Genomic DNA, 13,366 nt, shown 5'->3' on the forward strand with positions numbered 1-13,366 from the left:
AAGCGGCCTGGCCCAAACCCTTCTCCCCCGGGGAGAAGGTGACGGCGCTAGCCGGCGGATGAGGGTCGCGCGTCACTCTTGTGCGACTCAAGCTACGATGTTGACCCTCATCCGGCCTTTGGCCACCTTCTCCCGGAGGGAGAAGGGCTGCTTCACGCTCAGTGATGATGGTTGCGCGACAATTGTGCATCGCTATTTTGGCGCTGGCGGCGCTGGGATCGTGTGCTTCGCAAAGCCTGTCGACTCGCGGATGTGTTCTCCACCGTCGTCCACCCACGTAACGATTGCCGCCAACTCCGGGCGCGCTTCGATGAACTGCAAGCCGCGCTCGGGCCCCAGCACGCACACGGCGGTGGCCACGCTGTCGGCGGTCAGGCAATCGCGCGCAATCACCGTGGCCGACGCCCGCGTCGTCAGGCCCAAGCCCGTGCGCGGGTCGACGATGTGTGAATAGCGCTGGCCATTCAGTTCGACGAACTGGTAGGCATCGCCCGAGGTCGTGACGGCGGCGTTGGCCAGTTGCACCCAGCGCAAGGCTTCGCGCGTTTCGCCGCGCGGGGCGACGCCCAGTTTCCAGCCAGCGGCTCCTGGCGGCGGATCGCCGGCGCCAATGTCGCCGCTGGCGTCGACCAGCACGCGCGTTACACCCAAGGCCCGCGCCGCCGCCAATCCTTGGTCGACGGCGTAGCCCATCGCGATCCCGCCCAGGTCGAGCCGTATGCCCGGGCGTTCGAGCCGGACGGTGTGCCGCTCGGCATCGAGGTGAATCGCCTGATAGCCGACCGCCGTTCGGGCTTCGGTCAACCGATCGGCTGAAGGAAACTCTTTCATCCGCCGCGCGCGCCGCCACAGTCGCACCAATGGTCCGACCGTCACATCGAACGCCCCGTCGCTGTCGGCCGAGAGCTTTTGCGACGCGACCAGTACCCGCCACAGGTCGTCGCTGGCTCGGACCGATTGGCCCGAGCCGGCGGTGTCGCTCAGCCGCGAGAGCTCGCTCTTAGGGTCGTAATCGCTGAGGAGTGAATTCAGTTCGGCGAAGCGGCGATAAATGGCGTCGGCGGCACGGTTTGCAGTCGTTTCATCGGCAGCATACAATGTCACGTCAACTGGCACGCCCATGTGAATTTCGCGTCGGCGATAGCGCGCCAGCGCGGGTTCTTCTGCCACGGCATGGCAGGGGGCCAATTGCCCAACGACGAAGCAGGCGAAAGCACAAGCCGCGACCAAGCGTCGCCGTACCCCGAGCTTGCTGTTTCGATTAGGGTGGGACGCCATGGTTGCCGGCCCGAATTTCTTCAGGACGAGGTTTGTTGAACGTGACGAATTCAAACGATCTGATTTGCCAAGCGGGTGTTCAATCACGCCGCTTGTTTGCCGACCGGTGCAGCCTACTGACAAACTTTGCCGCGCGGCAAGCGGCGGGCGCGGCTTTGTTGGCAATTCTATTTGCCGGCGCTGGTGCGAGCGACGCCCTGGCAGCCAAGCCGGTGCTGGACGTGCCCGACGCCAATGCGGCGACCGAAGCCGAGATGAAGCCCTATACCGACAAGATCAACAACACCTCGGCCACGTTCGAGATGGTGCCGATTCGCGGCGGGACGTTTCGCATGGGAAGTCCCGACAGCGAAGCCAAACGCAAGGCCGACGAAGGCCCGGTACACGAGGTGAAGATTTCGCCCTTCTGGATGGGTAAGTACGAAGTCACCTGGGACGAGTACGAGATATTCATGTTCCAACTGGACATCCACCAGCGGAACATTCGCCAAGAAGACCCCTCGCCGCTCGACAAGCTGGCCGATGCTTTGGTCCGCCCGACCAAGCCTTATACCGACATGACTTTCGGCATGGGCAAGGAGCGGAACCCCGCGATCAGCATGACCCAGCACGCGGCCAAAAAGTATTGCGAATGGCTCAGCGCCAAGACGGGCCGGTACTATCGCTTGCCGACCGAGGCCGAATGGGAATACGCCTGTCGCGCCGGGACAACCACCAAGTATTCGTTCGGCGACGATGAATCGAAGCTAGGCGACTACGCCTGGTACTACGAAAATAGCGAGGAAAAGTACCAGAAAGTCGGTCAGAAGAAGCCCAATCCTTGGGGCTTGTACGACATGCACGGCAACGTGTGCGAGTGGTGCGCCGACGGTTACGACGCCAACTTCTACGCACAGGGGGCCGGCAAGGTCGAGACCGACCCATTTGACGTTCCCAAGGTGATCGAGCCGTGCGTGGTGCGCGGCGGCTCGTGGGACGACGATCCCGAGCAATTGCGCAGCGCGGCCCGTCGCGGTTCGCACAAAGATTGGAAGCAGCAGGATCCTCAGATTCCGCAAAGCGTCTGGTACTACACCGATGCCCAGTTCGTTGGCATCCGTGTCGTCCGGCCGTTGCAAGAACCGCCAGCCGACAAGAAAGCCCAATACGGCATGGACGACAAAACCCGCAACTAGTGATTGGCGCTACGCGCGAGTCAGCCTTCTGCCCTTGGTCATTGAGACTTGGTCATCGGTCATTTGTTTGAAAGCATTACCCCCCCTCCGCTTTTCCATCATCCCGCCTTTGGAGAATCGAACATGAGCAAGATCTGGACGCCCGGCGCTGTTCCTTCGCGCCGTGATTTCCTGCGCACGTCGTCGGTCGCGGTGGCCGGCGCTACGGCGCTTGGCGCGTTGTCGGCCCGCGCCGCCGACGAGAAGCCGTTGCCCAAGCCCCATGTCGGTGGCGGCGATCTGATCCGCATCGGGCTGATCGGCTGCGGCGGTCGTGGCACTGGCGCGGCGAACCAGGCCTTGCAGGCTGACCCGAACGTCAAGCTGGTGGCGGTGGGCGATGCGTTTCAGGATCGGCTCGACAGCGCGTTGAAGAGCATCGAGAAACTTGGCGCGTCAAAAGTCGATGTGCCCCAGGAACGCCGCTTTGTCGGCTTTGACGCCTACAAGCAGGTGCTCACCTCGGGGGTCGACCTGGTGATCCTGGCCACGCCTCCGGGCTTCCGGCCGATTCACTTTTCGGCGGCTGTTGCGGCCGGCAAGCACGTGTTCATGGAAAAGCCGGTGGCGGTCGACGCCCCAGGCGTGCGGATGGTCATCGACTCGGCCCGCCAGGCCAAGGAAAAAGGGCTAGCCGTCGGCGTCGGCTTGCAACGCCGGCACCAGTTGACCTACCTGGAAACGATTAAGCGTATTCACGACGGCGCGATTGGCGACGTCGTGTCACAGCGCGTCTACTGGAACGGTGCTGGCGTGTGGGTCAAGAAGCGCGCCGATCTGGTCAAGGCCAAGCCGGACCTGACCGAAATGGAATACCAGATGCGCAACTGGTACTACTTCAACTGGCTGTGCGGCGATCACATCTGCGAGCAGCACATCCACAACCTGGACGTCGGCTGTTGGGTCAAGAACGGCTGGCCGATCAAGGCCGAAGGGATGGGCGGTCGTCAGGTCCGCACCGGCGAAGACTATGGCGAGATTTATGATCACCACGCCGTCGAATACGAATTCGAAGACGGTTCGCGGATGTTCAGCTACTGCCGTCACATTCCCAAGTGCTGGGACAGCGTGACCGAGCACGCCCAAGGGACCAAGGGTGTGGCCGACGTCAGCGCCGCGTCGATCAAGACCGGCGAGGACCAATGGCGGTATCGCGGCGAGAAGAACAACCCGTACCAGACCGAGCACGACGACTTGATCGCCAGCATTCGATCGGGCGCTCCGATCAATGAAGGGGAACGGGGCGCGCTCAGCTCGATGGTGGCGGTGCTGGGCCGTATGTGTACCTACTCGGGCCAGATGATCAAGTGGGAAGACGCGCTGAACTCGAACATCAGCCTGGCCCCGAGCGAGTACTCGTGGAGCGCCGAACCGCCCAAGGCGGCGGTCGCCGTCCCCGGCGTGACGCAGGTCTTGAAAGCCTAAGGCCACGACGGTTCGCAAAACTTGATGTCGCAACGGAAAGCCGCGCTGGGCAACCAGCGCGGCTTTTTTCATGGAAACAGTCCGGGTGGCCCGGCCGCTTGCGGCCGTGGTCGCGTCAGCGACGAGAAGAACGCGCGAGCGTACAATCGCTGCGTCGAAATCTTCAATGGCCATGAACCGAGCGAAACGTCTTTCTTGTTGCTTCGCAACCGCGGCCGCAAGCGGCCGGGCCATCCGATAGTCAGTAAGTTGTGCTGCAAAAAATCTAAGCAGTGCTGTCAGTCCTTGCCAGCACGCCTGATCTTGGCGCACTGGGGCAAAGCGGGTCTCATGTCGCGGCTGTTCATCCATCGCCCTGCCGCGAGAGCTTGCCATGCGCGTCTGCATGTTTACCGAGACGGCGCTGCCCAAGGTGGGCGGCCAGGAAGTGGTCGTCGACGCGCTGAGTCGCGCCCTCTCGGCTCGCGGACACCAGATCACGGTGTTGGCCCAGCGGCCGCGCTGGCGGTACAAGGTCGACGACGCGCGGTATCCCTATCCCGTCTTCCGGCATCCGCGGTTCTGGTCGACGCACCGCTTCGTTGACTTTTATCGCCGCTACCTGGTGCAACACTACCGACGTCATCCATTTGACGTGCTGCATTGCCATAGCGTCTATCCGACCGGGTATTTGTCGTCGCTGGTCCGCGAGCAACTCGGCGTGCCGGTGGTCATCACCAGCCACGGTGGCGACGTGTACGCGGGCAACGCCCGGCTGCGCAAGCGCGGCCTGCCCGAGCGGTTCTCGCAGTCGCTGCGCGCCGCCGACGCCTTGGTGGCAATCAGCCGATTCAATGCCGCCGAGTTCGACAAGCTCGACGCGCGGCATGCACCCACGATTCAGATTCCCAACGGCGTCGATCTGGCCCCGTTCGCGATTCGGCCGCCGCGACCGGCGCAACTCGATGCGAGGGTTGAAGCTGGCAAGTATGTGCTCTTTCTCGGCCGTTTAAGCCGGCGAAAAGGCGTCGACTTGCTGATCGAAGCAATGGCCCAGTTGGCGGCGAAGCATCCAGGGTTGATCCTGGTCGTCGCCGGCGATGGTGACGAACGCGAAGAGTTGGAAGCCGTCGTCCGCGAGCGCGGCCTGGCACGGCAGATCGTCTTCACCGGCACGGTGCGCGGCGAGGCCAAGACGTGGCTGCTGCAAAACGCCCTGACGCTAGTCGTGGCATCGCGCGGCTGGGAAGCGTTCGGCCTGGTCGTGGTCGAAGCCTACGCCGCCGGCCGACCGGCGATCGTCACGGACCTGCCGGGACTCGCCGACTTGATTGAACCCGAGCAAACGGGCCTGGTCGTGCCGGCTGAAAGTTCGGGCGCTCTCGCCGGGGCGATTGACCGGCTGGTGTCCGACCCGGCGCTGGCCGACCGCTGGGGCGTGCGAGCAGCGGCGCTGGCCCAACAGTATTCCTGGGCCCACGTCGCCCAGTGGCATGAAGCCCTCTACGGCGAGTTGCTAGCAAAGCATCGCCAGCGCGCGGCTGCCTAGTCGCAACTCGCGAGGGGTGCCATGCTCAAGCCCTCAAGGCTTGAGCATGCTGTATGATGCTTCACATGCTCAAACAAGAAGTTTGAGCATGGCACCCGACGTTCAGGTGCAGCGGTCATTGGTCCATGCTGGCAAGGCTTCCGCAGCGTGACTTTTCCGACTGGGGGAAATTTGCCGATTCTCCGGCCGCTCTCTGGCCGATGATAGATGAGTACGCTCCGTTACTCGCCAATCATCGGTCTGAATTCCTTGCCGTGAGAGGTCGCTATGGCTCGCCGCTCGCTTCTGTGGGGCTTGATCGTCGCTGGGTTCATCGGCACCGGCTGCTCGATGTGCCGCCACCCGTACGATTACTGCGGTGCGGTGATCGACGAAGATGGCCACGGTTATGGCTGGAACGAGCGTCGTGGTTCGATCCTGGGAAGCGACCCGCGGGCCGCTCAGAACGTCACCGACGAAGAGGTCGAGCCGCGCCAGGAGCCGACTCCGGCCGCCGAACCACTGCCCAATGACGAGGCCCCGCGTCCGCCGGCCCGGCTCTCGCGTCGGGCGATGCGCTCATAGGCAACTTCTGACGCTCCCTTGTCGCCTACACGGCGACTCCTCGCAGGCCATCGGCTCTCTTTTGCCCGATCGCGCGCTGGACAGTGCTAGCGTGGCGTGTTGTAATCGCGGGGCACCATTTTCACGGTCAGCACGCGCGATCGGGGGCGATTCTTCGTCTCGTGTTCTGTCGCGATGCCGGCATGCCCAACCTACTCAGCGATTGCGACTCTGCTTATGCCCGAACGACCTGTGCCGGCGGCTGCTGACGAAACTGGAACGCTGGCCGCACCGACCACGCCGTGGGGCATTCTCCAGCGACTGGGGCCGGGCCTGATCATTGCCGCCTCGATCGTCGGCTCGGGGGAACTGATCCTCACGACCAAGACCGGGGCCGAAGCAGGCTACTCGCTGCTGTGGCTGATCCTGATCGGCTGCGTGGTCAAAGTTTTTGTCCAGGTCGAGATCGGCCGGTTCACCATCGTCGAAGGTCGCTCGACGATGGAAGCCATGAACATGGTCCAGCCGAAGCTTGGTGTGAGCTGGATGGTCTGGTTCTGGCTGGCGATGTTCCTCACCTCGCTGGCGCAGTTGGGGGGCATTTGTGGCGGCGTCGGCCAGTCGTTGGCCATGACGTTTCCGCTGCGCGGCGACTTTATCGATCACCTGCAAACCGGCGCGGCCATGCCGGTCATCAACGGCTTCTCCGACATCTCCATCGCCAAGCTGCAGCAAGTGCTGACCTGTGACGACGTGGTCTGGAGCATCATCGTCGCCGTGGCCACTTCGGTCATGCTTGTCCTGGGCCGGTACAATCTGATTCAAACAGTCTCGACGATCCTCGTGGCCGGGTTCACGCTGGTCACGATGTTCGACGTCGCGGCCCTGCCATTCTTCAGCGACATCGAACTCTCGTGGGCCGATATTCGTCACGGGCTGTCGTTCCACTTGCCCGAGAAAGTCGGCAAGGACGACCCGCTGGTCACGGCCTTGGCGACGTTTGGCATCATTGGCGTGGGAGCCAACGAGCTGATCGCTTATCCGTATTGGTGCTTGGAAAAAGGCTACGCCAGTTTCGTCGGTGTGCGCAACGCGGGCGCTGACTGGGCCGAGCGAGCGCGGGGCTGGCTGCGGGTGATGCGTTGGGACTCGTGGTGCTCGATGGTGATCTACACCTTTGCCACGATCGCCTTTTACATGCTCGGCGCGGCGGTGCTCAACAAGCGCGGACTGGACATGACCGGCTTCAAACTGGTCTACAACCTGGCGGCCATGTACACCGACGTCTTCGGCCGGGCCGGACAGTACGTGTTTCTGATCGGCGCATTCGCGGTGCTATATTCGACGTTCTTCGTGGCGCTGGCTGGCCACTCGCGGGTGGTGGCCGATGCGCTGCGCGCGTTCCATCTGGGGGCGCGAACCGAGGCGGATCGCCAATGGTGGGTCAAGCTGCTGAGCGGTGCGTTCCCGATCATTTGCCTGCTCTGCTACATCTTTTGGCGCGATCCGGGCCGGCTGGTGGCCTGGAGCGGGTTCATGCAGACACTGATGCTGCCCATGCTGGGTGGAATGGCGATCTGGAATCGCTACAAGCACTGCGACCCGCGCGTGGCGCCGGGGCGCTTGTGGGACGTGATGCTGTGGATCTCGATGGGAGCGATGGTGGTGGTGGGCGTGTGGGCGGTTTACGCCAACTTGCTCGCGCCCCATGCTCAACTGCTGGCCGATTAGCGCGGCGGGAACCAGCGCGCACAGGCGATCGCTGCAATTGTCGCGCCCGCAAGATCGGCCACCCAGTCGTAGAAATCGGCGTCGCGTCGGAAGTAGGGTTGCGTCAGTTCGTCGAAGGCGGCATACGCGGCAACCGTGATGAACAATACTCCCCATCGCGCCAGCCAGGATCGCGCACCGTTGGCTAGATCCCCGCGCCTGGCTCGCTGAGCCACCACCAGCAGTACCATCAGCACGGCATACGCGCTGAAGTGGAAGATTTTATCGAGATGGGTGACGCGCTGCTCGGCGAAGCGCACGCTCGGCCAATGGGTGGCTGTGAACATCACCAACCAGTAAGCGGCCAGGCAACCGTAAGCGAGTCGGCGTGGCATGGAAAGATTCGATTCGCCGGAGTTGGCCATCGCAACTTGAATCAACAAGCCGAGGGACGGTTAGCGTCGAGAACGCATATCGCCAGCTTAGCTTACGCGGCGTCGCGGCGTCGCTCGTCGGTCTCGGATTTCGAGACAAAGACGTGCAGCGGCAGGACATCGGCGTCGTCCAGCCGACTGACCCAGGCTCGGCCAAAGCGGTGCAGCGCGGTCGAAAGCTGCGCCAGATACCAGGGTTCGGTACTCAGCTTGTCGCTTCCTGACACGATCAATTCATAGTGCGCGTCGGTCGCGAGAGCGAATGTCATCGCCATGCGCCATTGATAGGCTTCTTCGTGCGTGTGACCAGGATTCGACCACTGGCGCGAAGCGGCGGACAATCGTGGGTGGTGCAAATGAAATTCCAGTCGCTCGGCCCGCCACCGACCAACATCACTAGTCAATTGCTGCCAGGCCTGGTCGAAACTTTGTTGAGGGAATGGCTGCTGGGCGGCCAATTCTCGGGCTGTCGTCGGCGAGTTCAGCGAGCTGGCCAGGTTGCCGAGTTGAGCGGCGGCGAACAGTTTGACGAGCCCCAACTCGTAGTTGCCGAAGTATCGCAATTGGGCCATGCCGACAATCACCAGCAGCGCCGCCACCCAGGCCAGCGGCTCGCTATTGAGCCACGCCGCCACGGTCGCCGCCACGCCAGTAATCAGGCACAAGCTGGCCATCAGCCCTAGCGCCTGCCAGGTGTTCATCCCGCGCTCGAGCAGCCGGTGATGAATGTGCCCGCGGTCGCCAGCGTCGAACGGTCGCCCGGTGAGCCGACGTCGCACCACGGCCAGCGTCGTATCGAGAATCGGGATCGTCATGATCACGACGGGCACTGCCACGCGGACGGCGCCGGTGGAGAGCATGGCCCCTTCGACGCACAACACCGCCAGCAGCAAGCCGATCACCGTGCTGCCGCAGTCACCCAGATAAATTGTGGCCGGAGGACGGTTGTAGAACAGAAACCCGGCCAGCGATCCGGCCAGCGCCAACGCCACCAGCGAGACGTGCTCGTGGCCGTGGTGCCAACCAATCACGGCCACCGCAATGGTGCCGACCAGCCCAATGACACTGGCGTTGCCGTCCATGCCATCGAGTAAGTTCAGTGCGTTGATGCAGCCGACGTACCAGAGCATGGTCAGTGGTACGCCGAGCAAGCCCAGGTCGAACTCATGGGTAAAGATGGCAATGTGCTGGACGTAGTGCCCGGCGGCAATTAGTGGCAGTACCGCCGTGATCTGCAGCAGCAGTTTCAAACGACCGCGCAGCTCGTAACAATCGTCGATGAAGCCAACGGCGAAAATCAGCGTCGTCGAAACCAGCAATGAGATGACCAGTTGGTCGAAGGTTTCCAGGTGAGCGAACGAGCCCTCGCGGGCTACGAGCAAACCGACCAACAGCGCGCCAAACGTCGCGACCCCGCCCCACAGGGGCACGGCCCGAGCTTGCAGCTTGCGCTGGCCGTCGGGGGCGTCGACCATGTTCCAGCGCGCCGCCAACACGCGGACCACGCGCGTCAGCAACACCGACGCCACTAGTCCAGCGATGAAGGGCCAAAATCGATCCACGCAGTCGCTCCGTCAGGTGCTCGCCTGCGCGAGCACGCGTTGCCGCGCGAGCTTCCTTGCCCGGCGGCCCACCACCCCGTCGAGGGTGCGGCAGTTAGGGGGCGTATTGAAGCGATTTAGGCTGCTGGCGTCAATTCGGAAACCGCTGTCTGGGCGGCGACCTCGGCCACTTTTGATGCGTCGCGACTCGCGATGCCAGCAGCGCTGGGAATGGCTGATCTTGTGACGTTTTGGAAGTCGCCGATAGAATCCGCGGCAATTGATGGCCCGTTACTGCTAGCAAGTCTCAACTTTGAAACCCCAAGGGGAACCATCCTTGGGCAGTGCGATGACCGATTCCTCAATCATCACGCTCCATCGTCCCGCGCCGGCGAACGCTGCGCGGCCGCGCGATTTGGACATTGGAGTGATCTATACCCATGAGCGACAGTTCATGGGCCCGCTGGTCGAGTCCCTGGCCCGTTCGGGGGACGGCCTGCGGATGCGCCTGGTCCTGGTCGACAACGCCTCGGCCGACGGCGTGGACCGCTGGCGTAATCAGTTCGATGAATCGATCGTGGTGCGCAATAAATCGCGTCTGGGCTATGCGCCCAATTTGAATCGTATTCTCGCCGTGGCCGACGCCCGCTATGTCTTGCTACTGAACACCGACATGATGTTTGAACCCGATGAGCAATGTCTGGTTCAGATGGTCCGCTTCATGGACGAGCACCCTCAATGTGGGCTGAGCGTTTGCCGCTTGTTCCACCCGACGGGGGAGTACGGGTTTCCAGCGCGGCAGTATCAACGCCTGAGGACCATCGCGGCGCGGCGGCTGCCCGGTGGGCGACGCCTGGCTGGCACGGTGCATCGCTATCTGAATCAACACCACAGCCAGTACACCGAGTTTGAATGCGATTGGGTCTCGGGCTGTTTCATGCTGCTGCGGCGCGAAGCGATCGAGCAGGTCGGGCACTTGGACACCGGCTTTGCCAAGTATTTTGAAGACGTCGACTATTGCACGCGCATCCGCGCGGCCGGCTGGCAGGTGATGTTCAACGGCGCGACGTACTGTTACCACTTCGAGCAACGGGCCAGCAAGCGTTTGCTTTCGCGCGACGCCTGGTTGCATCTGCGGTCCTATGGCCGCTGGCTGCGCAAATGGGGCCTTAATCCACCCGTCGCGCCGGCGGTTGCTTTACCGATCGAGCCAAAAGTGCCGCTCCGCCGTGCCGCCTGATTCTTGGCGTCACCGGGCGCTTAGATGAGTCCTCGAAGTTGCTCGACGCCGATTGCTTCGCGGCTGGCAAAGGGCTCGCCATAGGCCCGATCGATGGCCCAGCCCCAGTAGGCCGCCTGATCGCGTAGTCGGTCCATGAACGTCGGCGGCGCCGTCGGGCGGCCCGTGATGAACTGGCTTTGATAACACTCGATCGCCGCTCTTTTGCGCTCCCAATAGGGGCTGATGTCGACGACGAACGCCGGCTGGGCGACCACCCGCAGGTGGACGCAAAAGTAATACAACACGCGCGATGGATGGTGCGGCTCGCCCGGCAAATCGGTCTTGGTCAGCTTGGACCAGAAGCGGGCCGCTTCGATCAGTTCGGTCGCCGCCACGTGATCGGGATGAGCGTCGACCCAATACGGCGCGAATAACGTCCGCGGTCGCGCGCGGCGGAACACGGCGGCCAGCTTGGCGCGATTTTCGAGCGTGGCCTCGAGTGAACGATTCGGCAGCCCCAGGTTCTCGCGCCAAGCCAGCCCCATCACCTTGGTCGCGGCCGCGGTCTCGCGGGCGCGAATCTCGGGTGAGCCGCGCGGCGTCGGCTCGCCGCTGGTCAAGTCGAGCACGCCGACGCGCAGGCCCTCGTCTTGCATCCGCATGATCGTGCCGGCCATACCCAATTCGGCATCGTCGGGATGAGGTGCGATCACCAGGCAATCGAGTGGAGTGTCGGGCATGGGAGAAGTTGCTAGTTGCTGGTTGCGAGTTGCTAGTTGGCGCGAGAGCGGGACAACGATTAGCATCGGCTACGCGCCGCGTGGCGTCAATCTGTGCTAGAATGCCGCCGACATTGGAACGGATTCATCGCACGCCAAAGTCAGGGGAGAGTTACGCCGATGGTTGCCAGGCACGAAGAGCTTTACGCGCAGGTGGTGGCTCATTGTCGCGAGACGGCGCTGCTGACGTCGATCGACGCCCTGCTGGGGTGGGACGAGCGTTGTATGTTGCCCTCGGCCGGCGGCGATCACCGGGCCGAACAGATGACCCTGCTAGCCGGTCTGATTCACGAGCGGCAAACCGCTCTCAAGCTCGGCGACTGGCTGAACGAGTTGGCCAGCGGTCCTCTGGCAGCTGACAAGGAAAGCGACGCGGCCGCGAACATTCGCCAGTTGAAGTACCACTACGAAAAGCGAACCAAGCTCCCCAAGAAGTTGGTCGAAGAACTGGCACGAGCCGCGGTTCGCGGACAGCAAATCTGGCAAGAGGCTCGGGCGAAGAATGATTACCAGTTGTTCAAGCCGGCACTGGCCCAGATGTACGCCCTGAAGCGCGAGCAGGCCAAGGCGATCGGATATACCGAGCACATCTACGACGCATTGTTGGACGATTACGAGCAAGGGGAGCGCACTCGCGAGCTGACCAGCGTGCTTGCCAAGTTGCGTGAGCAGTTGGTCCCGCTGGTCTCGGCCATCGGCGCTAGCCGGCACAAACCTGCCACCACCGTGCTCGAACGCACCTTTCCCGTCGCGGCACAGCAGCAGTTCGGTCAGGAGGCCGCGCGGCGCATTGGCTTTGACTTCGAGCGCGGGCGGCTGGACGTGACGGCCCATCCGTTCTGTACCACGCTGGGGCCTGGGGACATCCGGCTGACCACGCGGTATGACGAGAAGTTCTTCAACGCCGGCTTCTTTGGAATACTCCACGAAGCAGGGCACGGGCTGTACGAACAGGGGCTGCCGCGCGATCAATTCGGCTTGCCAATGGCCGAAGCGGTCTCACTGGGCATTCACGAATCGCAGTCGCGACTGTGGGAAAACCTGGTCGGGCGCAGTCGCCCGTTCTGGCAACACATGTTCCCGGCGGCGCAGCAGGCGTTTCCCGACGCCCTGGGCAACGTATCGCTCGATGCGTTCTACGCGGCGGTCAATGACGTGCAGCCGTCGCTGATCCGTGTCGAGGCGGACGAAGCGACGTACAACTTGCACATTTTGATTCGCTTCGAGTTGGAGCAGGCGCTGCTGACCGACGACTTGCGAGTTGACGACTTGCCTCAGGCCTGGAACGAAAAGTACCACAACTTCCTGGGCATCGTGCCGCCGAACGACGCCGATGGTGTGTTGCAAGATATTCACTGGAGCGCCGGACTGATTGGCTACTTCCCCACGTACACCTTGGGGAACTTGTACTCGGCGCAACTTTATGATCAGGCCGACAAGGACTTGGGAGGGCTGGGCGTCATGTTGGCGCGCGGAGAATTCGCGCCGCTGCTCGAATGGTTGCGGACGAACATTCACCGCCACGGCCAGCGCTGGTCGGCCACCGAACTGGCTCGCCGCGCCACGAAGAAGCCGCTGGACCACGCGCCGCTGATGACCTATTTGCGAAGCAAATACGAGCCGCTCTACCGCTTATAGTCGCGGCCGGCTTCGGCCATTTCACGCCCCGTCGGCGTGGCACAAACTGGCGGT

General features: G+C 62.9%; 11 protein-coding genes. 7 read left to right on the plus strand and 4 right to left on the minus strand.

All coding sequences use genetic code 11. The annotated features are described in order from the left end of the window. Positions 1 to 192 precede the first annotated feature (192 nt). The gene (locus JSS27_16745; protein ID MBS0210594.1) at positions 193 to 1,170 is read right to left on the minus strand and encodes an FAD:protein FMN transferase; all 978 of its coding nucleotides are present in this window, start codon (positions 1,168 to 1,170) and stop codon (positions 193 to 195) included. 362 nt (positions 1,171 to 1,532) lie between these two features. Here JSS27_16745 and JSS27_16750 point away from each other — a divergent pair, with 362 nt between their 5' ends. The 5 genes from JSS27_16750 to JSS27_16770 all read left to right on the plus strand — a co-directional run bounded on the left by JSS27_16750 (position 1,533) and on the right by JSS27_16770 (position 7,719). Further along, positions 1,533 to 2,453, plus strand: coding sequence for a formylglycine-generating enzyme family protein (locus tag JSS27_16750; protein MBS0210595.1), 921 nt, complete (start codon positions 1,533 to 1,535; stop codon positions 2,451 to 2,453). Positions 2,454 to 2,576: 123 nt separating this feature from the next. After that, positions 2,577 to 3,917 (plus strand): Gfo/Idh/MocA family oxidoreductase, encoded by a 1,341-nt coding sequence (locus JSS27_16755; protein MBS0210596.1) that lies wholly within the window; start codon positions 2,577 to 2,579, stop codon positions 3,915 to 3,917. Positions 3,918 to 4,290: 373 nt separating this feature from the next. Next, positions 4,291 to 5,445 (plus strand): glycosyltransferase family 4 protein, encoded by a 1,155-nt coding sequence (locus tag JSS27_16760; GenBank protein ID MBS0210597.1) that lies wholly within the window; start codon positions 4,291 to 4,293, stop codon positions 5,443 to 5,445. Between the two features lie 267 nt (positions 5,446 to 5,712). Continuing rightward, positions 5,713 to 6,009 (plus strand): hypothetical protein, encoded by a 297-nt coding sequence (locus tag JSS27_16765; protein ID MBS0210598.1) that lies wholly within the window; start codon positions 5,713 to 5,715, stop codon positions 6,007 to 6,009. 174 nt (positions 6,010 to 6,183) lie between these two features. Beyond that, positions 6,184 to 7,719, plus strand: a complete 1,536-nt coding sequence (locus tag JSS27_16770; GenBank protein MBS0210599.1) for an Nramp family divalent metal transporter — start codon at positions 6,184 to 6,186, stop codon at positions 7,717 to 7,719. Here JSS27_16770 and JSS27_16775 read toward each other — a convergent pair. Then, on the minus strand, positions 7,716 to 8,123 hold the full coding sequence (locus JSS27_16775; protein MBS0210600.1) for a VanZ family protein: 408 nt from the start codon (positions 8,121 to 8,123) through the stop codon (positions 7,716 to 7,718). The genes JSS27_16770 and JSS27_16775 overlap by 4 nt on opposite strands. 62 nt (positions 8,124 to 8,185) lie before the next feature. Then, complete coding sequence (locus JSS27_16780; protein MBS0210601.1) at positions 8,186 to 9,694, minus strand: undecaprenyl/decaprenyl-phosphate alpha-N-acetylglucosaminyl 1-phosphate transferase; 1,509 nt, start codon at positions 9,692 to 9,694, stop codon at positions 8,186 to 8,188. Positions 9,695 to 10,022: 328 nt separating this feature from the next. Between JSS27_16780 and JSS27_16785 the strand changes: the two genes are divergently transcribed. Next, complete coding sequence (locus JSS27_16785; protein MBS0210602.1) at positions 10,023 to 10,913, plus strand: glycosyltransferase; 891 nt, start codon at positions 10,023 to 10,025, stop codon at positions 10,911 to 10,913. Positions 10,914 to 10,933: 20 nt separating this feature from the next. Here the strand turns inward: JSS27_16785 and bshB1 are convergent, their stop codons facing one another. Next, the gene (gene bshB1 / locus JSS27_16790; GenBank protein ID MBS0210603.1) at positions 10,934 to 11,635 is read right to left on the minus strand and encodes a bacillithiol biosynthesis deacetylase BshB1; all 702 of its coding nucleotides are present in this window, start codon (positions 11,633 to 11,635) and stop codon (positions 10,934 to 10,936) included. A 159-nt stretch (positions 11,636 to 11,794) separates the two neighbouring features. Between bshB1 and JSS27_16795 the strand changes: the two genes are divergently transcribed. Further along, positions 11,795 to 13,312, plus strand: coding sequence for a carboxypeptidase M32 (locus JSS27_16795; protein MBS0210604.1), 1,518 nt, complete (start codon positions 11,795 to 11,797; stop codon positions 13,310 to 13,312). Positions 13,313 to 13,366 lie beyond the last annotated feature (54 nt).

The sequence above is a fragment of the Planctomycetota bacterium genome, assembly GCA_018242585.1.
GTDB lineage: Bacteria > Planctomycetota > Planctomycetia > Pirellulales > PNKZ01 > JAFEBQ01.

Coding starts and splice junctions, on each gene's coding strand:
- JSS27_16765 (MBS0210598.1), top strand. CDS start 5,713: ATGGCTCGCCGCTCGCTTCTGTGGGGCTTGATCGTCGCTGGGTTCATC.
- JSS27_16785 (MBS0210602.1), top strand. CDS start 10,023: ATGACCGATTCCTCAATCATCACGCTCCATCGTCCCGCGCCGGCGAAC.
- JSS27_16795 (MBS0210604.1), top strand. CDS start 11,795: ATGGTTGCCAGGCACGAAGAGCTTTACGCGCAGGTGGTGGCTCATTGT.
- JSS27_16755 (MBS0210596.1), top strand. CDS start 2,577: ATGAGCAAGATCTGGACGCCCGGCGCTGTTCCTTCGCGCCGTGATTTC.
- bshB1 (MBS0210603.1), bottom strand. CDS start 11,635: ATGCCCGACACTCCACTCGATTGCCTGGTGATCGCACCTCATCCCGAC.
- JSS27_16750 (MBS0210595.1), top strand. CDS start 1,533: ATGAAGCCCTATACCGACAAGATCAACAACACCTCGGCCACGTTCGAG.
- JSS27_16775 (MBS0210600.1), bottom strand. CDS start 8,123: ATGGCCAACTCCGGCGAATCGAATCTTTCCATGCCACGCCGACTCGCT.
- JSS27_16760 (MBS0210597.1), top strand. CDS start 4,291: ATGCGCGTCTGCATGTTTACCGAGACGGCGCTGCCCAAGGTGGGCGGC.
- JSS27_16770 (MBS0210599.1), top strand. CDS start 6,184: ATGCCGGCATGCCCAACCTACTCAGCGATTGCGACTCTGCTTATGCCC.